20 protein-coding genes are annotated in these 19,999 nt (G+C 65.3%); 5 read left to right on the top strand and 15 right to left on the bottom strand.

Annotated features, from left to right (window positions below):
- Positions 1–19 precede the first annotated feature (19 nt).
- The 5 genes from LB553_RS15380 to LB553_RS15360 all read left to right on the top strand — a co-directional run bounded on the left by LB553_RS15380 (position 20) and on the right by LB553_RS15360 (position 4,630).
- Positions 20–889, top strand: coding sequence for an ABC transporter permease (locus tag LB553_RS15380; RefSeq protein ID WP_224514497.1), 870 nt, complete (start codon positions 20–22; stop codon positions 887–889).
- Entirely contained in the window at positions 889–1,686 is a 798-nt protein-coding gene (locus LB553_RS15375; protein WP_224514495.1) for an ABC transporter permease, read from the top strand. Before LB553_RS15380 ends, LB553_RS15375 begins: the two co-directional genes overlap by 1 nt.
- Positions 1,683–2,795: an ABC transporter ATP-binding protein gene (locus LB553_RS15370; protein WP_224514492.1), complete on the top strand. Its 1,113-nt coding sequence runs from the start codon at positions 1,683–1,685 to the stop codon at positions 2,793–2,795. Before LB553_RS15375 ends, LB553_RS15370 begins: the two co-directional genes overlap by 4 nt.
- Before the next feature lie 77 nt (positions 2,796–2,872).
- Positions 2,873–4,258 (top strand): NAD(P)/FAD-dependent oxidoreductase, encoded by a 1,386-nt coding sequence (locus LB553_RS15365; RefSeq protein WP_224514490.1) that lies wholly within the window; start codon positions 2,873–2,875, stop codon positions 4,256–4,258.
- A 15-nt stretch (positions 4,259–4,273) separates the two neighbouring features.
- Entirely contained in the window at positions 4,274–4,630 is a 357-nt protein-coding gene (locus LB553_RS15360) for a cupin domain-containing protein (RefSeq protein WP_224514488.1), read from the top strand.
- Between the two features lie 56 nt (positions 4,631–4,686).
- Here LB553_RS15360 and LB553_RS15355 read toward each other — a convergent pair whose 3' ends face one another.
- The 15 genes from LB553_RS15355 to fliF form a co-directional block, all read right to left on the bottom strand.
- A complete protein-coding gene (locus LB553_RS15355; RefSeq protein WP_224514486.1) occupies positions 4,687–6,330 on the bottom strand; it encodes an MFS transporter in 1,644 nt (547 codons plus the stop codon).
- A 227-nt stretch (positions 6,331–6,557) separates the two neighbouring features.
- Complete coding sequence (gene fliQ, locus LB553_RS15350) at positions 6,558–6,824, bottom strand: flagellar biosynthesis protein FliQ (RefSeq protein ID WP_040989996.1); 267 nt, start codon at positions 6,822–6,824, stop codon at positions 6,558–6,560.
- Between the two features lie 23 nt (positions 6,825–6,847).
- A complete protein-coding gene (gene flgD / locus LB553_RS15345; protein ID WP_224514485.1) occupies positions 6,848–7,255 on the bottom strand; it encodes a flagellar hook assembly protein FlgD in 408 nt (135 codons plus the stop codon).
- A gap of 1 nt (position 7,256) precedes the next feature.
- Positions 7,257–7,694: a flagellar biosynthesis repressor FlbT gene (flbT, locus tag LB553_RS15340; protein WP_224514481.1), complete on the bottom strand. Its 438-nt coding sequence runs from the start codon at positions 7,692–7,694 to the stop codon at positions 7,257–7,259.
- A complete protein-coding gene (gene flaF, locus LB553_RS15335) occupies positions 7,691–8,038 on the bottom strand; it encodes a flagellar biosynthesis regulator FlaF (RefSeq protein ID WP_140746484.1) in 348 nt (115 codons plus the stop codon). Before flaF ends, flbT begins: the two co-directional genes overlap by 4 nt.
- Positions 8,039–8,069: 31 nt before the next feature.
- Positions 8,070–9,119 carry a flagellar hook-associated family protein gene (locus LB553_RS15330; RefSeq protein ID WP_224514480.1) on the bottom strand — a complete coding sequence of 350 codons (1,050 nt, stop codon included), beginning with the start codon at positions 9,117–9,119 and terminating at the stop codon, positions 8,070–8,072.
- A 3-nt stretch (positions 9,120–9,122) separates the two neighbouring features.
- The gene (gene flgK / locus LB553_RS15325) at positions 9,123–10,574 is read right to left on the bottom strand and encodes a flagellar hook-associated protein FlgK (RefSeq protein WP_224514479.1); all 1,452 of its coding nucleotides are present in this window, start codon (positions 10,572–10,574) and stop codon (positions 9,123–9,125) included.
- A 29-nt stretch (positions 10,575–10,603) separates the two neighbouring features.
- Complete coding sequence (locus tag LB553_RS15320; protein WP_224514478.1) at positions 10,604–11,860, bottom strand: flagellar hook protein FlgE; 1,257 nt, start codon at positions 11,858–11,860, stop codon at positions 10,604–10,606.
- 89 nt (positions 11,861–11,949) lie between these two features.
- Positions 11,950–12,618 (bottom strand): response regulator transcription factor, encoded by a 669-nt coding sequence (locus LB553_RS15315; protein WP_224514477.1) that lies wholly within the window; start codon positions 12,616–12,618, stop codon positions 11,950–11,952.
- A gap of 220 nt (positions 12,619–12,838) precedes the next feature.
- On the bottom strand, positions 12,839–13,372 hold the full coding sequence (locus LB553_RS15310; protein WP_224514593.1) for a transglycosylase SLT domain-containing protein: 534 nt from the start codon (positions 13,370–13,372) through the stop codon (positions 12,839–12,841).
- Positions 13,359–14,714 (bottom strand): flagellar hook-length control protein FliK, encoded by a 1,356-nt coding sequence (locus LB553_RS15305; RefSeq protein WP_224514476.1) that lies wholly within the window; start codon positions 14,712–14,714, stop codon positions 13,359–13,361. The genes LB553_RS15310 and LB553_RS15305 overlap by 14 nt, the downstream gene beginning before the upstream one ends.
- Positions 14,711–16,177, bottom strand: a complete 1,467-nt coding sequence (locus LB553_RS15300; protein ID WP_224514475.1) for a chemotaxis protein MotC — start codon at positions 16,175–16,177, stop codon at positions 14,711–14,713. Before LB553_RS15300 ends, LB553_RS15305 begins: the two co-directional genes overlap by 4 nt.
- Positions 16,174–17,592 (bottom strand): MotB family protein, encoded by a 1,419-nt coding sequence (locus LB553_RS15295; protein WP_224514474.1) that lies wholly within the window; start codon positions 17,590–17,592, stop codon positions 16,174–16,176. Before LB553_RS15295 ends, LB553_RS15300 begins: the two co-directional genes overlap by 4 nt.
- Positions 17,589–18,215, bottom strand: coding sequence for a hypothetical protein (locus LB553_RS15290; protein WP_224514473.1), 627 nt, complete (start codon positions 18,213–18,215; stop codon positions 17,589–17,591). Before LB553_RS15290 ends, LB553_RS15295 begins: the two co-directional genes overlap by 4 nt.
- Before the next feature lie 3 nt (positions 18,216–18,218).
- Entirely contained in the window at positions 18,219–19,865 is a 1,647-nt protein-coding gene (gene fliF, locus LB553_RS15285) for a flagellar basal-body MS-ring/collar protein FliF (protein ID WP_224514472.1), read from the bottom strand.
- Positions 19,866–19,999: the final 134 nt, after the last annotated feature.

Genomic DNA, 19,999 nt, shown 5'->3' with positions numbered 1-19,999 from the left:
GCTGAGAGAGGCGAAGTCCGTGAGCGCGCTCGAACCGACGACGCCCTCCGCCCCGCAACGGGCGGGCTGGGCATGGCGGCCTTACGCGCTCACGCTGCCGGCGCTCCTCCTGCTGGTGGCCGTGATCGGCTACCCGCTGCTGACCATCGTGCTGCGCAGCCTGTCTGAGCCGCAATGGGGCCTGCAGAACTACGCCTGGTTCTTCGGCGCGCCCGTCAACCTGACGGTGCTCCAGCGCACCTTCACCATCTCGGCCTGGGTGACCGTGGTCTGTGTGCTCTGCGCTTACCCTTACGCCTATCTGATGACCGCCGTCGGGCCGCGCGTGCGGCTCGTCCTGGTGCTTTGCGTCTTGATTCCGTTCTGGGTGAGCGGCGTGGTGCGCACGCTCTCCTGGGTGATCCTGCTGCAGGATTCCGGCGTCATCAATTCGCTGCTGAGATCAGCCGGCTTCGACGGGGTCCGGCTGATCCGCACCCAGACCGGCGTGGTGATCGGCATGGCGCAGGTGCTGCTGCCCTTCATGATCCTGCCGCTCTATTCGGTGATGAAGGGAATCGACCTCAGGCTGGTGCAAGCGGCGCGAAGCTTGGGCGCGCGGCCGTCGCGCGCCTTCTTCACGGTCTATCTGCCGCTGTCGCTGCCGGGCGTCTATGCCGGCGCGATCATCGTCTTTATCCTGGCGCTGGGTTTCTATATCACGCCGGCGCTGCTCGGCGGACCGCGCTCCACCATGCTGTCGACACTGGTGCAGACGCAGGTGCTCAGCCTGCTGCAATGGGGACGCGGCGGCGCCATGGGCGTGGTGCTCCTGATCGCGACCTTCGTTTTGCTGGCATTGGCGGCGCCTGTGATGCGGTCCAGGTATCGCGAAGCAGGGCGACGCTGATGGAGATGAAGCCGCTCACCCGCCTCATCCTCGGCCTCGTCTGCCTGCTGGTGGCGATCTGGCTTGTGGCGCCGACGCTGGTCGTCGTCCCGATGTCGTTCAACGAGAACAAGTCGCTTGCCTTTCCGCCGCAGGGCTTTTCCTGGCAGTGGTACCAGAACTTCGCCACCAATCCGGAATGGTCGACCAGCTTTCTCAACTCGCTCAAGGTCGCTTCGCTGGTGGCGGTGCTGGCGACGGTGCTCGGCACACTGGCCGCCTTCGGCCTCGACCGCATGAAGGCGCGTCCGGCCAATCTCTTGCGCATGCTGATGCTGACGCCGATGGTCGTGCCGGGCGTCGTTCTGGCCATCGGCATCTATGCCGTCTATCTCGACGCGCAGCTCGTCGGTACGCTGACGGGCTTCGTGCTCGCGCATACCATCCTTGCGCTGCCCTTCGTGCTGATCGCGGTCTCGGCCAATCTCGAGGTGTTCGACCGGCGGCTGGAGACGGCGGCGGCAAGCCTCGGCGCCGGCGCGCTGACCACGTTCCGCACGGTAACGCTGCCGCTGATCCTGCCCGGCATCCTGTCGGGCCTGTTGTTCGCCTTCGCCACCTCCTTCGATGAGATCGTGGTGTCGCTGTTCATCACCAACCCCTATCTGAAGACATTGCCGGTGCAGATATTTTCCTCGATCACGCGCGATGCCGACCCGACGGTCGCGGCCGTCGGCACCATCCTTTTGTTCGCCACCACGATCCTGATCGGCGGCGGCATGCTTCTCCTTGGCCGCGAGCGGAAGGGACGCGTATGAACCCCAGAGCGGAGAATCGCGGTGCCGCGATCGACCTCGATACGGTCAGCAAGGCCTATGGCTCCTTCAAGGCGCTGGACGGCGTCTCGCTCAGGATCGAGCCGGGCGAGTTCATGACGCTGCTGGGGCCGAGCGGCTCGGGCAAGACGACGACGCTCAACGTGATTGCCGGCTTCACCGACGTGACCAGCGGCCAGCTTCTGGTCGGGGGTAAAAGCGTCGTCGGCGTGCCGGCGCATAAGCGCAATATCGGCGTCGTCTTCCAGCACTACGCGCTGTTCCCGCACATGACGGTCGGCCGCAACGTCGCCTATCCGCTGACGTTGCGCGGCATCGCCCAGGACGAGCGCAAGAAACGCGTCGCGAAAGCGCTCGACATGGTCAAGATGGGCGACTTCGCGCATCGCTATCCGAGCGAATTGTCCGGCGGCCAGCAGCAGCGCGTGGCGCTAGCCCGCGCCATCGTCTTCGATCCGCCGCTGCTTCTGATGGACGAGCCGCTCGGCGCGCTCGACAAGAAGCTGCGTGAATGGCTGCAGCTCGAGATCAAGCGCATCCATCGCGAGCTCGGCACCACCTTCGTCTATGTCACGCATGACCAGGAAGAGGCGCTGGTGCTGTCGGACCGGATCGCCGTCTTCAATCGCGGGTGCATCGAGCAGGTCGGCACCGGCCGCCAGCTCTATGACGAGCCGGCGACTTTGTTCGTTGGCCGCTTCATCGGCGATTCCACCGTGCTGCGCGGCGAGGCGAAAAGCGATGGCACCGGCACGGCTTTGACGGTCGCCGGAGAAACAGTTATCGCGCCGCGTCGCCTCGCGGGCGAAGTCCATCCGGTGATGCTGCTGCGGCCGGAAAAACTTGCCATCCGCCGGCCGGGCCAGGATGCCGCCGGCACGAACCGGCTGTCGGGAACGATCGCCGAGGCGATCTATCTCGGTTCGGGGTCGAAATATGAAGTGAAGCTCGGCGACGGCTCGACCGCGATCGTGCGTTCGCCGCTCGCCGGCGAAAGTTTCGGGCTCGGCGAGAAGGTCGAGCTGTGCTTCGACGGCGCGGATGCGAAACTCCTGCCCGACGACAGCACGGCCGACACCACGCTTACCTGATCATCTTTGTTTAAACGCAATTCCGGACGGAAACCGTTTCACACTTTTCCTGGAATTGCTTTAGCGGAAACCATCTCATGCAAGTCAAGCGCAACGGCGACATTTCGTTCTGGTACGCGGATCTGGGTCACATCCCCGCGCCACGCGCGCCTTTGCCCAGCGACATCGAGGCGGATGTGGCGATCGTCGGGGCCGGCTATACCGGGCTGTGGACCGCCTACTATCTGAAGAAGGCGAAGCCATCGCTGCGCATCGTGCTCATCGAACGCGAGTTTGCCGGCTTCGGCGCCTCGGGACGCAATGGCGGCTGGCTGTCGGGCGGCTTCGGCTGGTCGCGCGAGAAATATCTGAAGACCTCGACACGGCAAGGCGTCACCGCGATGCAGAAGGCGATGGCCGGCTGCGTCGACGAGGTGATCCGGGTCGCGACGGAGGAAGGCATCGATGCCGATATCCGCCGCGTCGACAATCTAACGGTCGCCACCAATCCGGCGCAGCTGGAACGCGTGCGCGAAGAATGCGAGACGATCCGCTCCTGGGATGCCGATCCCGAACGCATCGAGCTGCTCGACGCCGAGGCGACCCGGGCGCGCATCAACATCCGGAATGTCATGGGCGGCTTCGTCATCCACGGCCAGGCGCGCGTGCAGCCGGCCAAGCTGGTGCGCGGGCTCGCGGCAGCCGTCGAGCGTCTCGGCGTTTCGATCTACGAGAAGACGACGGTCACTGCGATTACCAAGGGCGTTGTAACCACGGATCGCGGCACGGTGCGGGCCGAAACCATCATCCGCGCGACGGAAGGGTTCACCGCCGGCATTCCTGGCGAGGAGCGGACGTGGCTGGCGCTCAACAGCGCGCAGATCGTCACCGAACCGTTGCCGGAAGAGCTCTGGCGCAAGATCGGCTGGGAGGGGCATGAGCTGCTCGGCAATGCCGCGCATGCCTATTGCTATGCCCAGCGCACGCGCGAGGGGCGTATTACTATGGGCGGCCGCGGCGTACCTTACCGCTACGGGTCGCGCACCGACGTCAACGGCCAGACGCAACAGGCGACGATCGATCAGCTGCACACGATCCTGACGACGCTCCTGCCGCAGACGGCTGGGTGCCGCATCGACCACGCCTGGTGCGGCGTGCTCGGCGTGCCGCGCGACTGGTGCACCACAGTCGGCCTCGACCCCGCGACGCGCATCGGCTGGGCCGGCGGCTATGTCGGGCTCGGCGTGTCGAGCTCCAACCTGTCGGGGCGCACGCTGACCGACCTCGTGCTCGGCCAGAACACCGAGCTGACGCGGCTGCCCTGGGTCAACCGCAAGGTACGGCCCTGGGAGCCCGAGCCGTTCCGCTGGCTGGGCGTCCATTCGATGTACCAGCTCTACCGCATCGCTGACAGCCGCGAGGCTGCCGGGCTTGCCCATACCTCGAAGCTTGCCGCCTTGGCGGACAGCCTCACCGGTCATTGATCATGGGAGACCAGCTTGATCGATCTTTCGACTTTCCACGACCTCGCCAAGGCCGACATCGGCGCCTTTTCACCGAAACCGACCTCGATCGAAGGAGATCAGCTGGAGGCCGCGCGATCCTTCTTCCAGTCGCCGGACGGGAGCGTCGACATCGGCATCTGGGAATGCACGCCTGGCCGCTTCACCGCCGATCGCACGAACTCGTCGGAGATCTGCCACATCATCTCCGGCCGCGCCGCGGTGAGCCGCGCCGATGGCGAGATGCGTGAGCTGGGACCGGGAGACCTCCTCGTCCTGCCGCAGGGATGGAAGGGCGAGTGGCGCATCCACGAGACCACGCGCAAGCTCTACATGATCCAGAGCGCCGGCTGATCCTCGATCCTTCGGCGCATGTCGTTTGCCCGAAGCATGCTTCGCACGACGTGCGATCAGTGATCGATCGGACCTTTCGGCGAGACAAGTGTCGTGCCAGCGGTGGTCGGACGCTCGATCATGCGGCGCACGCGCGGCGGGCTATCGCCGCTGTGCAGCGCGCGGATGCGTTCGCCGACCACGGCGTCGGCGTGGGTGGCGCGCCGGTTGTGGCGGATATACTCGACCCAGGTCGGCGTGTGGTAGTGCTCGATCCACACCGACGGATTTTCGAGGTCGCGGGCCAAAGTCCAGTTGCGGGCGCCGTCACGGCGGCGGATGCGGCCGCGCTCGGCCATGGTCGCCAGGAATTCCGCCACGTCCTCCTCGCGGATGATGTATTCGATCATGATGGCGATCGGGCCGCTGCGCGGCTTGAGGTCGAGCGCCAGCATCGGTTCCTTGAAACGGTTTAGCGGATCGAGGTTGAGCACCGTCTGCCGCGGCAAGGGCAGGACGAAGCCGATGGCGCCGCCGGCGAGCATCGCGATCGCCGCCGCGGTCAGCGCGATTTCCGCGCCATGCGCATCGGCGACGACGCCCCAGATCCAGCTGCCCAGCGCTATGCCGCCGAAGGTCGCTGTCTGGTAGATCGACAGCACGCGGCCGACCACCCAGCGCGGCGTCGACATCTGCACCGTGACGTTGAAATGCGAGAGCGCGATCACCCAGCAAGCGCCTCCGATGAGCAGGCCCGCCGATGTCTGCCAGGCATTGTGGCTGACGGCCGCGTTGAGGGCGCAGAGCGCGAAGCCGCAAAAGGCCATGCGCACCATCGTCTCGCTCGACAGCAACTGCCTGAGCCGCACGCTGATCAGCGCGCCGCCCACCGCGCCGATGCCGAAGGCGCCGAGCATGATGCCGTAGGTCAGCGCATCGCCCTTGACGACGTCGCGCGCCACCAGGGGAAGAAGCGCCAGCACCGCGCCGGCGCTAAAGCCGAAGGCCGAACCGCGGACCAGCACCTTGGCGATGTTGGGCGACATCGCGACATAGCGCAGGCCGGCGCCCATCGCAGCGCCCAGCGACTCGCGCGGCAGGGTTTGCTCGGGCAGCGCCGGCTTCCAGCGGGCGAGCACGGCGATCAGGCCGATATAGCTGACGGCGTTGGCGGCGAAGGCGGCCGCGGCACCCGCGGCGGCGACGATGACGCCGCCGATGGCCGGGCCGACGCTGCGGGTGATGTTGAAGCCCAGCGAATTGAGCGCGACCGCTGCCGGCACCTTGGCGCGCGGCACCATGTCGCCGACCGAAGCCTGCCATGACGGGCTGTTCAGCGCCGTTCCGCTGTCGATCAGGAAGGTGAAGGCAAGCAGCGTCCAGGGCGTCATCCAGCCTTGCCAGGTGAACAAGGTCAGCAGCGCCGAGACGACCAGCATGAAGGTTTGCGCCACCAGCATCACCTTGCGGCGGTTGAAGCTGTCGGCGATGGCGCCGGCAACGAGCGCGAACAGCATGATCGGCAAGGTGGTCGAGGCCTGGACCAGCGCCACCTGGTAGGGCGAGGTGGCGATCATGGTCATCATCCAGGCGGCGCCCACGCCCTGGATCAGGCCGCCGAAATTCGACACAAGGCTGGCCGACCAGACGGCGCGGAAGATGCCGTGCCGGAACGGCGCCAGCGCGGAGACGCGTTCGCTTTCCGGCTCGTCGTCGATCATGGTTGGGCCTTCATCCGCTATGCAGGCTCGCCGCGCCCGAAGCGGCGGGCGACTCGCCAAAGAGTGCGGCCCAACAACAGGATGGCAAAGGCAAAAATGCGTCGGCGAAGCTTTAAACCAAGCATCTCGCCGGTCTGGACCAAGATTTCGCTAATTCGCGCCTTCAACCTCGGCCAGGCCTATCATCTCGCTGCTCACGCAAAGCCCGAGCGCATGCCGGCGAGGCGTCAGAAGCCGTGTTCGATGCGCTCGAAGATGACGTTGGTGAAGGCCGAGATCTGGCTGCCGATGAACGGGCCGGTGAGCGCTACCACGAGCATGATGGCGACGATCTTCGGCACGAAGGTGAGCGTGATTTCCTGGATCTGGGTCAGCGCCTGGATGAGCGCGATGCCGATGCCGACCACCATCGCCACAAGCACCACGGGGGCGGAAGCGGTGAGGACCGTCCACACCGCGTACTGGACGATATCGAGGGCATCTGCCTCGTTCATCGGCTGTCCCTTGTGCGAACCGGTTAGGCGGCCGGCTTGATCGACACGCCGGCGCCGACCGGAACCTGGGTGCCGTCCTGCAGCACCGCGATCAGGCCGCTGCTGGAGAGCGTCACCGAAGCCACCGTACCGGTGGTCTTGCCGTCGGCCGAGGTGATCGAGCGGCCGATCAGCGCGTCGGCCTGCGACAATGCCGAGGACTGCATGATCTGGTCAAGCTTGGTGTTGGTCTGCACCGACTGCTCGACCTGGGAAAAGGTGGCGAGCTGGGCGACATATTGCGTGGAATCCATCGGCTTGGTCGGATCCTGGTTCTTCATCTCGGCGATCAGGAGCTTCAGGAACGACTGGTAGTCCACCGCCGTCTTCGAGGTCTTCTGGGTGGCCTGATTGGCGCCAACCGGGATCGTTGTGGTCATGTCGACGGCCATCTTATTCTCCTACAGCCAGTGCGCGCGGCGTTTCGGGAATGTCGTCATTGCTTTCGAGCGCCTTGCGCTCGAGCGGATAGAGCGCGCGGATCGCCTTCAGCGCCTCATAGATCTCATCCTCGCCGACCATGCGGTCGATCTGCTTCAAGCTATTGCAGATGTCCTGGTTGTTGAAGCTCGCGATCAGCATCGGCAGCGAGCGGCGGAACATGTCGCGCGCCTCAGCGGCGCCCGTCGGGTTGATCAGCATGATCTGCACGATGAAATAAAGCTGCCTGAGCGGCGTCGAGGCCTGGTCGGCCTGGATGACGTGGCTTTCGAGCAGGAACTGCACATCGTTCATCAGCTCGATGGTGACCTTGCGGTCGACGCGGATGACCGCGCCGTTGATGTAGATCTTCTCGTTGGGCTTCAGCGAGATCTTCAGCGTGTTGGTCATTGGATGCCGTCTCGGATGATCTGGGAGACCTCGATCAATCCTTCGAAATTGTTGGTGCGGCCCTGGCGGATGTCCTCGGTCTCGCGCAGCAGCCAAAGGCCGATGGAGATCAGATTGGCGCGCAGCTCCTTGGGCAGGGCGTTGTCGCTTGAGCCGAGATCCTCGACGAAGGCGGTCCAGACGCGGTTGGTGAAGTGCAGCGCCTCCACCGCTTCCATCGAATCCGTGCCGACGGCGGCTGCCGCTGCTAGCATGTCGATCGAACGGGTGAGCAGCTGCCGCTCCCTGTCCTTGGCATCGGCGACGGAGTCGGTCTGGATGTCGGCGTAGGAGAATTGATACATCGTCGGCGCTCTGGCGTTCCGGTTTACGTGTTCAAGTCAGATAGTTGAGCAGGCTGAGCTGCTGCAGACGTGCGGTCAGGGCGAAGGACGTCTCGATATGCTGTGTCAGGTCGGCGACGCGGGTCGCGGCCTCCGAGGGATCGACGCCCTCGAGATCGACGATATGCTTCTCGAAGAGGTCGACCTGGGTCTTCATGCGGTCGCTGGCATCGGACACGCGCTGCTGGGCAATGCCTGTCTGAGCCCGTATCTGGGTGATGCCGCCGATGGCTTCGCCGACCAGCGCCTGCGCGCGGCTGACGACCGCGTTCCGGGCGGCCTCGCTGATGCTGCCGGTAAGCAGGCTGCTGACCATGGCCGACGCCATGGCGAGCTTGCGGATGCCCTGCTCGTTGGCGCTGACCGAGGTCTGGGTGGTTTCGTTGAGCGAGATGCGGCTGGTGATCTGATCGTCGGTGGCGCTCGACCAGTTGGCTTGCCAGCCGGCGCCCAGGAATTGCGGCTCGACCTTGGTGGTGATGAAGTCGTCCATCTGCGCGGCGGTGATGTTGGCTGCCGCCGGGTCGGTCTGGGCAAAGCCGAAATAGCCCGAAAAGGCGGCGTCGAAGGCGGCCTTGGCCGGCGAGCCGGCGGCATTGAAATCGTCGACCGGCTTGACGTCGGTATTGGTGCCGGCAAACAGATATTCGCCGTTGACGCTGGTGTTGAGGATGCCCGTCATCTGCTGTAGCGCCGCGGCGCCGGCGGTCTGCAGGATGCTGGTCGAGGAGTCGCCCGACACGCCGCTGGTCAGCGCCGACAGGAAGCTCTGCGCGGCACCGGCGATCTGGCCGAGCGAATCCTGGGTCGATGTCAGGCGCGCTTTGACGAGCGCGTTGGAATCGACGATGCCGTTCAGCCGGTCGAGGTCGCGCTGGAAGGTGACGGCCTGGGTCGTGCGGCTGCCAAGCGCCAGGCCGACATCGGCGACCGAACCGGTCTGCGATTCCTTGGTTGCCTTGATGAGGTCGGCCTGCATCTTTGCCTGCTGGTAACGCAGGGCGTTGGAGATGGCAGCAGAGGAAACGCCTGTCGCTTTCATGAATTATCCCACCGCGCTCATCAGGGCGTCCAGCATGTCGCTCACGGTCTTCATCATATGCGCCGAGGCCTGATAGGTGTGCTCGAGGTCGAGCAGCAGAGACATCTCCTGGTCGACATTGACCCCGGTATCGTTGGACAGCGCCTCGGCCGTGCGTGCGGCCAGCGCCTGCTTGCTGTCCGCATTGGTCGAGGCCTGCTGGCGCACGCCTTCGAACCAGCCGATGGCATTGGCCGCATAGTCGGAGACGCCGGAGCTGGCGGCGATGCCGGCGGAGCTGTCAAAGGCCATCGGCTGATCGAGTTTGTTGCCGTAGCCGATCAGAAGGTCCGCATAGGATGCGCCGCCCGTGTTGACGACATAGGCCGCACCATTGGCGCCCCCGTCGCGCAACAGCGCGGGATTGCCGCCGGCGCTCGGATCGAAGGCGGCATTGACGCTGATCGATCCGGCGAGACCGCCGACCAGGGTGCCGGCGGCCGGAATCGCCGGAGCGCCGGGCCAGGTGAACAGGCCGGCCGCATTAGGCTGCGATGGCGCGGTTTCGGCAAATGCCGTGACAAGGCCGCGCGCGATTTCGTCGAGCTGGCTTTGCATGGTCGAGGCTACGCCGTCGCGCAGCTTCAGAAGGCCCGCAAGCTTGCCGTCGGCAGTGGTGTTGTCGGCAGCGCCGGCCGAGACCGGCACATTGTCGATATAGACGGTGTTGCCGGGTGTGCCGGCCGAATAGCCGGACGACGGCGTGAAGGTCACCGAGCGCGGCACGGTCTCGAACAGCGTGGCGCCGTCCTTGGTGGTGATGACCATGTCGTTGTCGCCGCGCGTGAAGGTCGAGACCGGGACATATTCCGATATCTTCTTCAGAAGCGCGTCGCGCTGGTCGAGCGCGTCGGAGACGTCGGTGCCGGAACGGGTGCCCGAAATGACCGCCTTGTTGGCGTCCTGGAACTGGCTGAGCAGCGAGTTGAGGTCATTGACGGCGGTGGCGATCTGGCTGTCCGCCTGGGTGCGGAAATCCTGGATCGCCTGCGTGCCGCTGTTCAGCGAATTCACCACTTGCTTTGCGGCGTCGACGACGCTGGTGCCGAGGTTCTGGTTCGACGGCGTGGTGGCGTAGAGTTGCAGGGCTTTCTGCAGGTTGGCGATCGCGGTGGAGGGGGACGACGCGTTGTCGACCCCGTTGACCGACAGATCGAGCTGATCCATGCCGTTGTAAAGCGCGCTCTGGCCGCTCCATGCCGATAGCGCCGAGAGGTTCTGCCGGAACAGGAGATCATTGGCGAGGCGCTGGATTTCCACCACCCTGGCGCCGGGCGCCGTGCTGGTCACCACGGCGATGCGGCGGGTATAGTCCGGGTTCGACGCATCGGCCACATTGCGCGATACAACGCTGGTCTGCTTGGACGTGGCCAGGAGCGCCGACTGGGCAATGCTTAGTGCGGAGGAAAGTGACATGCGGATCTTTCACGGGCGGCGCCCGTCGTTTATCTCTTCAGATTGACGAGGACGTCCATCAGGTCCGAACCGGTCTGGAAGACCTTGGAGTTGGCGGTGTAGCTGCGCTGCGCCGCAATCATGTTGGTCAGTTCCTCGGCGATATCGACATTGGAGTTTTCAAGGGCGCCGGAGACGATTGAGCCGAGCTTGCCTTCATTGGCAAAGCCGATGTGGACGGCGCCGGAATCGGTGCTCTGCACATAGACGTTGCCGGGCATTGCGGTGAGGTTGTCGGGGCTCTGAACGTCCGCCAGCGGGATCTTGTAAAGCGCCTTGGTCGAGCCGTCCGCGAACTGCGCGTAAATGACGCCGTCCTGGCCAATCTGGACCTTCTGGATGGAGCTCGGGGCGTTGCCGTTGAGCTTGGCGTCGGCGACCGTGAAGCCGGTGCCGAGCTGCGTCAGCTGGGAGAGATCGAGGTCCAGCGTCGAGCCGCCCGGCACCGTGAACGAGACGCTGTCCGGCGTGCCGGCAAGCTTGCCCGTCGTGGTGTCGAAGGTGAGGTCGGCCGATCCCAGCGCACCGCCGGTATAGGGGAAAGAGGTGCCTGCGGTCGCCTTCGACTGATCGAAGACCGAGACTTCCCAGGTGCCGGCGCCGGTGTTGGTAAAATAGACGTCGAGCAGCTTCTTGTTGCCCAGGTTGTCATAGGCAACCAGCGAGGTCTTCGACGTATATTGCGCCGAAGCGCTGTTGGTGGAGGGCAGGCTGCCGGCCGCGACCGGGGTGGCGCCCGCCGGCAGGTTGCCGGAGAAGAGGCCCTCGGTGCTCGGCGTCGCCGTCATCTGCTGATCGGAGATCTGCACCGGCACGAGGCCTTCGAAGCCGTTGGCGGTCGCGGCCGGGTCGCCATTGGCGTAGCTGTAGGCCATGAGTTGGTAACCGGCGGCATTGACCAACCGGCCCTGCGCGTCCGGAACGAAGGAGCCGGCGCGGGTGAGATAGGGCGTGCCGCCGGCATCCTGGACGACGAAGAAGCCGTCGCCGTTGACGGCAAGGTCGGACACCGAGGTGGTGTAGGTCATGACGCCTTGCGTGCTGACGGCCGAGCGGATCGTCGTCGTCACGCCACCGGAATTATAAGCGCCCCCGGTGCCGGGCATAATCAGTGTCGAGAACTCTGCCGAAGAGCGCTTGTAGCCGGTGGTGTCGGAGTTGGCGATGTTGTCGGCCACCGCGGAGAGGCGGTTGGCCTGCGCGTTCATACCGGAAACGCCGGTCCGCATCATTCCGTAGAGGCTCATCGATGGATCTCCGCAGTGCCTTGGTAGCAGGCCATGAAATTAGGCCTCGTGTCTTGCGCGAGGCTGGCGCGAGACGTGCCTTGCGGCCATCAAAACACCAGCCGGTAGCCGAGGAACCTCTTGGAATCGATGGGATCGTGACCGAGCTTCTCGCGCAGTTTCTTGCGCAGCTTCGAGATGTGGCTCTCCACCACGTTCTCCTCGACCTCTTCGTCGAAGATGCCGTAGATGGCGTTGAAGACCTGCGTCTTGGTCACGCGCCGGCCGCGGTTGCTGGCCAGATATTCCAGGATGCGCCGCTCGCGCCGCGGCAGCGGCAGCGGCTCGCCGTCGATCTCCGGATCGCGGCCGTCCATGAAGATGCGCATCGACCCGACTTCGGTGTAGGCGGCCTCTTCGGAGCCGCGGCGGCGGATGGCGGTGATGCGGGCAAGAATCTCGCGGATATGGACGGGCTTGCGAACGACATCGTCGACGCCGCTTTCGAACAGCCGCAGCGTATGTTCGAGCGAGTGATGCTCGCTGAGCGCGATCACCGGCGCGCCGGTGCGGTCGCGGATCTGACGCGGCGATATCGCGCCCTCGCGGCAGTCGCCGATGAGAAAGGCCCTGACGGATCTGAGATCGGTGTCGGCGGCGGAACTCACCCATTCGCCGAATTCGCCTGGCGCGAAGCCGGCTGTGGCCACTCCCTCGCGATCGAAAAGTGAAGAGTAGCCCTCTGTCACGAGCTCCCGCTCGTCAACGATCACGATCATCGGCCCGCCCTCCGAATCAAAATCACTTGCCCCGTGCGGAAAGGGGTACCCGGCTCGGCGAATCCTGAAAAACCATCATTTCTTGTAACTATTTTCTTGGGAGTTTTTGGGGGACCGTAATAAAGGCGGTTCTGCAGGTGTTCGCGCCGAACTGCCGGCTGACGATATTGGCGCCGGCGAGTATGCCGGCGACGGTCGACCGGCGTCCGAAGTTTAGCAACTATTGATTGCAGAAAGCGCTGGCATTCGGCGTCCATTTGCCGAAGCCGGTGGCGACCATGTTGGCGATGACACGGCAGACATAGACCTTCTGCGCCGGGTCGTTGTCGGGGCCGGCATGATAGCGGGCGACGGCCATCGACCAGGTCATATGCCGGGCATGCAGCCTCACCAGGAAGCGCGCCGCGTAGTCGACATTCTGATGCGGGTCGAGCATGTCCTCGACGCTGCGGAACTGCGCGCCGTGATAGCGATGGTTGATCTGCATGCAGCCGAGGTCGATCAGCGTCTTGCCCTCGCGACGCGCATTTTCGAATGTGGCGAGCGCTTCGGTGCGGCTGTGAGGAAAGACGGCTTTTCCTTCTATATTCAAAGCGTTAGGCTGAAGGCTGCCTTTCTTTCCGGTCTCCGTCAAGCCGACCGCATAGAGGATGCCGGCCGGCACGCCGTAGCGGTCGGCGGCGCGCAGGATCTCCGGCTCGCAAGGGTTGGCGGTGGCGGCGGCCGTGCCGACGGCGAAACTAGATATATATATCGTCGTCAGCACGCTCGCGAAGAGGCGAAGCGGGACGAGCGAATTCCTGTGCGCCACTGCCGTCGTTCCTTCCCGGTTGCCGGTCGCCGCCCGCGCCGTTGCCGCCCGAGTTCTCGGGCTGGAACGAAGGCTGGTCGCGGCCTGCCGACATCGGCATGCCACCGCTTGCGTCGGCGCGGCCGGCCGCATGTGCTGCTATCGAAGGTTGCAGGATCGTAACCTTGTCGATGTCGAAGCCGAGGCTGCGCATGGACTTGACGATGGCGTCGCTGTCGGCGGTGAGACGGCGGTATGCCTCGTGTGTCTCGGGCTTCATCTCAATCGAAAGTTGCTCGCCTGAGAGCCGCAGGCTGGCGGTGACGGATCCGAGCTCCGAAGGATGGAGCTCGATCTTCAGCACATGTGTCGGAACGGCAACAGAATGGGTCGTCTGCAAGCCTGCCGAGGCGCTTGTGAAGGCTTGCTGAACGCCCCTGTCGGACGCAAGCGCTTCAACCAGCGCCGATGCCGTCTGGCCGATCGGGTTTTGCGCCGGCGCCGGGAAGCTCTGCTGGCTGACAACTTCCATGCGTGCGGCGAAAGAAGACGGCTTGCCCGGTGTCTGCTGCGTGGCCGATTGTGAAGCCTTGGAAGCGGAAGCCGGCCGCCAGCCTTGCGGCGATACCGCGCTGTCGGCCTGCGGTTCGTTCCCTTGAGCCGGCACGATTTTGCTACCAATGCGGCCCGGCATGTCGAGAGCCACGTCGGCCTTCACCGGCTTCTGCCCGAAGTCAGGCCCGTGATCTTCAGCCGCCGTCGAACGGACGGATCGCGACTGCGGCTCGGCGGAACCGTCGATCGCTGCGCGCTTGCCCGGGCGCAGCGGCAATTCGAGCGATCCGCGCTTGCCGGCGTCATCGTCACCGTCGGTGGAACCGTTGCCGCCCGCGCTCGACGACTGCGCGAAATGCTTCATGTCGCTCAGCGCCATCAGCAACGGCAGGCGGTCTCGCAGCGGCGCGGAATCATCGGCTTGCGCCGTGGAATCTTTGTCCGTCGTCGGCTTCGCTTGATGTGTCTGGGCGGTGGTCTTGGCAGACTTTCCCGCGGTTGCTTTCTGCGAGCCGGTTTTAGCCCGCGCGTCGTGATCGGGCTCCTGATTGCCGTTGTCGGCCGATGAACGCTTTGCGGGATGTGGGTCCGGCAATACGAGCCCGGTCGCCGGTTTGTCCTGTGGCCGATCGGGCTTCTCCGTCCCTTGCACCATCTCGCCGAAATTCTGATCGTTGTCCTTGCCGCCGGCGGCTTGCTGGCGGGGCTGGGTCGAAGCAAAGCCCGGCAAGGTCTGGTTGACGCTGGTCATTTGGGGGCTGCTCCGAGGAGTTGGTCGATCTGGTCGAGCTGACGGCGCGTGCTGGTCACCGCCGTATCGATCGGGTCTTGCGCTTCGGGCGCCGCCGGCGCGGATGCCTGCACCACCGGCGCGGCGTCGATCGGCGCTGGAGCGGCCGGCGGCGTTTCAGCCGATGTTTGCGCCGGCCGCGGGACGGAGGGCTGCGCGTCTTTCGCTTGATCACCCGGCGCGACCACCGGATCGGTCACTGCAACCGCCGGATCGCGTGCCGCGACCGCCGGATCGCGTGCCGCGACCGCTGGCTGGTCGGGCATCGCTCCTTCCACCGCAGGCAAGTTCGCATTGGCCGGATCGGCCGAGGCTTCCGTCGCGGATTTCGCATCCTGGCCTTTTGCGACGGTTGCCGGTGCAGCGTCGGCTTTCGGGGCCGCTTTCACCGGCGCAATCACTTCGCCCGCGACCGCCTGTGCGGCGTCGAGCAGGTCGCGGTCGCTTTGCGAAAGCTTGCCACGATCAATTTTGCCGAGCTTGGCACGCACTTCGTCGACATTGGCCGACGTCATGGTGGAGAGGCTCGAATAGAGCTGGGTGCGCGAGTCGTCCTGGTTGCCATTGCCGTTGCGGCCCAGCTCCGCCTTGGCAGAGGCGAAAGCCGAGAGCTCCGTCATGCCGTCTATCGCGGCGCGGCGCGCGATGCGCAGGTAGATCACCTTCTCGCGCTCGGGATCCATCATCGAGGTGATGTCGGCGATCTTGTCCTGACTGATCGCCATGTGCAGCGTGATGACGCCGGAAACGAAGGCGTCGGCGAACTGGCTGGCGTAGGGCGAATAGAGATAGGACGCGACATATTGGGTCGAGGCCAGCGCGAAGCGGGCGGCGTCGCCTTGCGCGGCCGCGATGCCGACGGAGCGGCGGAGCGCAGCCTCCTCGACCAGCGTGCCGGGGCTGAGCAGGCGCGCCTCGTCGAGCAGCGTCAGCGCTGCCGCCGGGTCGTCGGTCGCAAGCAGCGAACCCTTGACCAACGCCAGGAAGGCGCCGAGGTCGGCGGGCACGCCCATCGGATCGATCGGCCTCAGCATTTCGATCGCCTCGGCCGGCCGGCCGTTCAGATAGGCGACGACGCCCTTAGCAATGGCGAGGCTTTGCGGGTCGGTCGTCGCGCGCGAAGCCGCCGCCGCGACCGTCACCGGATTGCCGCCGCTCATGCCATACGCGAGCAAGGCGCGGAAATTCTTCGGCTCCTTGAAATCCTCGGCATCGGCGTTGCGCATTCGGGCGTCGATCATTTCGAGGAGCTTCGCCTGCATCGGCAACGCGGCGTGATCACCGCCGGCAATGCGGTCCTGGATCAGCTGCAGCGAACGCACCAGCTGATAGGGCTGCAGCGCGTCCTGCGCGAAGGCCGCCGGCGAGCCTGCCGCAAGCAATAGCAGCGCTACCGCGCCACCGATGACGCTCCTGCCCTTCATCCGCCGGCCGTCATCAGGATTTCGATACGCCGGTTCGCGGCCGCCATCGGATCGGAGGCGATCTTGGGCTGCCGGTCGGCGAAGCCCGCGACCTCGGCGATGCGGCTTTCGTCGACGCCGCCGCGCACCAGCATGTAATAGGCTGAATGAGCGCGCGCGGTGGACAGCCGCCAGTTGTCGTAAGTGTCGCTGCGGAACGGCCGCGCGTCGGTGTGGCCGCTGATGGTGATGGTGCCTTTCTTCTGGTTGATGATATGGCCGATCTTTTCCATCGCCAGCACCAGCTCACGGCGCGGCATGGCCGAGCCGATCTCGAACATGCCGAAATCCAGCTGATCTGTGATCGAAATGACGACACCCTTGTCGGTCGCCTCGACCGAGACGCCGTCGGCCAGCTTTTCGCCCGGCAGGAATGCCTTGGCGAGTTCCTTCTTGATATCCGCGGCTGCCTGTAGAGCGGCTTTGCTGGGCGCCTTGTCACCTTTGTCGGTGGTCTGCTCGGGTTCGGCTTTTTCCGCCTTCGCGGTTTCGGCTTTGCTGTCGGCCGCTGCAGCCTCGCGCTTGTCCGCTTCAGCTTTCCCGGTTTGGGCTTTCTCGGTCTTGCCTGCTTCGCCCGACAGCTTCCCGGCGTCGCCTTGCGCAGCTTTTGCCCCGCTCTTGGCGTTGGTCTTTTCCGGGCTTGCCAGCGGCTCCAGCGGCGCAGCCGTCAGCGCAGGAGCGGCCGAAACGGCCTTCACCTTCGGCACCGCGACGGTGGCGACCTTCTCGCCGGGCCTGACCGGATTGCCTTCGATCTTGGCGCGTTCGGCGGTGGCCTCGGCGCCGGGCGCCGCCACCTGCTGCGACCAGAAATCCGGTGCGAACGGATCGCGATAGGATTCGCCGCCGGACGCGCCAGTCGCCGGACCCGCCGCCTGGGCGCCGCCTTCGCCCTTGGCGCTGACGTTCTGCATCACGCCTGTATCGGCGGCGATCTCTGCCAGCACCGCATAGGGATCGGCAAACAGCTTTTCATCGGACAGCTGGGCATCCTGCGCCCCGGCCTTCGTCTGCCGGCGTTCGGAGGAGCCGGCGCCGCCCTTGCCGTCATCGCCCGCCTTGGTCGCGCCCTGCTGCGGGTTGTCCGCGGTCAGCCCGACCTTGCTCGGGCCGTCGCCGAGGTCTTCCAGGCCCTTGCGGCTGGAGTTGCGATCGATCAGCTCGACCGGGTTGAAATAGCTGGCGACGGCTGCCTTGGTCTGCTCGTTGGCGGCGTTGATCAGCCACATGACGAGGAAGAAGCACATCATCGCCGTCATGAAGTCGGCGAAGGCGATCTTCCACACACCACCATGGTGAGCGTCGTCATGACCGTCATGATTGCGCTTGACGATGATGATTTCGTGCCGGGGGTCGGCATGCTCGACGGCGCTCATGACAGGACCTCCGACAAGGACGCCGACCACTCGGCGATACGCGTCTCGAACACCGTTTCGTCAATGGTGACCGTCAGGTCGAAGCCCGGCGCCTCGGTGAAGTCGAGATTGGCGGCGCGGGATCCGAGCGCCTCTTTCAGCGGCTCGAACAGCGAGAGCGGTCCGCGGACACCGATACGCACGGCCTCGCTGTCGGCAACCGCGGCGCCAATCACGCGCGAAAGCGCCTGCAGCGAACGTTGCTCAAGGTCGTCGCTGAGAAGGCCGCCGACGATGCGGGCCACGGTCGCGCCGGCAAGCTCGGCAACGCGCCGCTCCATGGCTTCGATGCGCGTGGCGATGGCCGTGCCGACGTCGCCGCCGAAGCTTTCAAGGAATGCTCTCGCCGCTTCATCATTGGCCTGGCGCTCGGCGTCGAGCGCCGCCTGATGGGAAAGCGCAAGGCGTGCCTCGAGCGCTGTCTCCGCGTCGGCCACAGCCTCGGCGATCAGCGCGCCGATATCGGCCTGCGGCGCCGACGCGGCGGGCATATGCTGGACGTCGCGGTCCTTCGGCGCCTGGCTGGCTGCCGAGGTCCGCGACCCGAAATCGGGCAGGAGATCGAAGAGGGCTGCCGAAGCCATGGCCTACCCCACGGCTTCCGGGGCGGCAGCCCATTTGCGCAGGATCTGCGCGGTGCGCTCCTCGTTGAGATCGACCATGCGGGCAAGCCGCTCCTGCGGCGCCGGCCGGATTTTCTGGCGCAGGTCGTCGAGCGGGGTTGCGCCGGCGCGCGCGCCGGCTGGGGTCTCGGCGGTGATCGCGGCGACGGGTGCGTCGGGCATCGGCAGGGAACGCTGCACGTCGTCGAAGCTCGGACCGGCAATGGCAGCGGGCTTCGCCGACGCCGTCAGCGCTGCGGCCATCGGCTTCAGGCCGAAGAAGGCAACCAGGAAGACGACGACGATGAAGGCGCCGGCATTGATCAGCGTGCCGGTATAGGTGCCGATCGAGGCAAGGATGCCAGGCTGGTCGATCGGCTCTCCGTCGAGGCCGTTGATGAACTCGACCGCCGACACGTCGATGATGTCGCCGCGCTTGTCGTCGAACCCGGTCGCCGAGGCGACCATCTTCTGGATATCGGCGACGCGCTTGGCGATCTGCTCCGGGGTCGCATCCTTGCCGAGGATGGTCTTCAGGCGATCCTGGTTGACGACGACCGCGATCGACATCTTGTTGACCGTGTAGCCGTTCGAAACGGTCGCGATCTTCTTGGAATTGATCTCGTAATTGGTGATCTCTTCCTTGCGATCGTTCTGCGAGGTGGATTGTGGTCCCTCGGTGGTCGTCGTCTGCGTCTCGGGCAGGTTCTGCTCGACGCTGGTCGGGGTCGAAGCCTGCTTCTGGTTGCTGGCCTCGTTTGTCTTCACCGATTGCACCGAACGCTCGACGCGTGAGTTCGGATCGAAGATCGTCTCCTCCGTCTGGCGGCTGTCGGTGTTGACGTCGGCCTTCACGCTGGCGCGGAAATTGTCCGGACCGAGATAGGGTGTGAGGGCGCGGCGGATATTGTCGCCGATCTGCGCCTCGACCGTCTGCTCGACGCCGAGCGTGCGCGCGGCGCTCGTGTTGGAAGGATCGTCGCCGGCGGCCAGCAGGTTGCCGTTGGAATCGAGCACGGTGACCTTGTCGGCCGAGAGGCCCGGAACAGCCGCGGCGACGAGGTGGCGGATCGACATCGCGCTCTTTTCGGCATCGTTGCCGGCATAGCGGATAACCACCGAGGCGGAGGGCTGCTGCTCGTCGCGGCGGAAATTGGCGCGCTCCGACATGACGATGTGGACGCGCGCCGCCTTGACGCCGGAAATCGACTGGATGGTGCGCGCGATCTCGCCTTCAAGCGCGCGCACGCGGGTGATCTGCTGCATGAAGGAGGTGAGGCCGAGCGAGCCGACATTGTCGAACAGCTCGTAGCCGGCATTGGCGCTGGTCGGCAGGCCTTTCTCGGCAAGCAGCATGCGCGCCTGCGCGGTGGTGCCGGCCGGCACCAGCACGGATGTGCCGTCGGAGCCGACATCGAAGCCGATGCCGGCGTCGGCCAGCACCAGGCCGATCTGATTGACGTCGGAACGCTCGAGGCCGACATAGAGCGTCTCATAGGCCGGACGATTGAGATAGACCGACGCGATGCCGATGACGGCCATGACCAGGGCCGCGATGCCGCCCATGAGCGCCAGACGCCTCACGCCGAAGCTCTTCAAATTCGCGATGATGCTCTGGATCTGTTCCGGCACGATTCAACCGCTCCCAGCATGACTGTCCGCCGGAAGACTAGACCGCGAAGCTTGTGCGAGGATGATAGGCCTGCCGCCGAAGGTCCAGCAAAGCGTGCATCCGGCGTCTTATCGAGAAACGAAAAGGGCCGTGC

The organism is Mesorhizobium sp. CA8 (assembly GCF_020164955.1).
In the GTDB taxonomy this organism is placed as follows: Bacteria; Pseudomonadota; Alphaproteobacteria; order Rhizobiales; family Rhizobiaceae; genus Mesorhizobium.
Note: the sequence above shows the minus strand (reverse complement) of the source record. Positions and strands in the feature narration are given on the sequence as shown.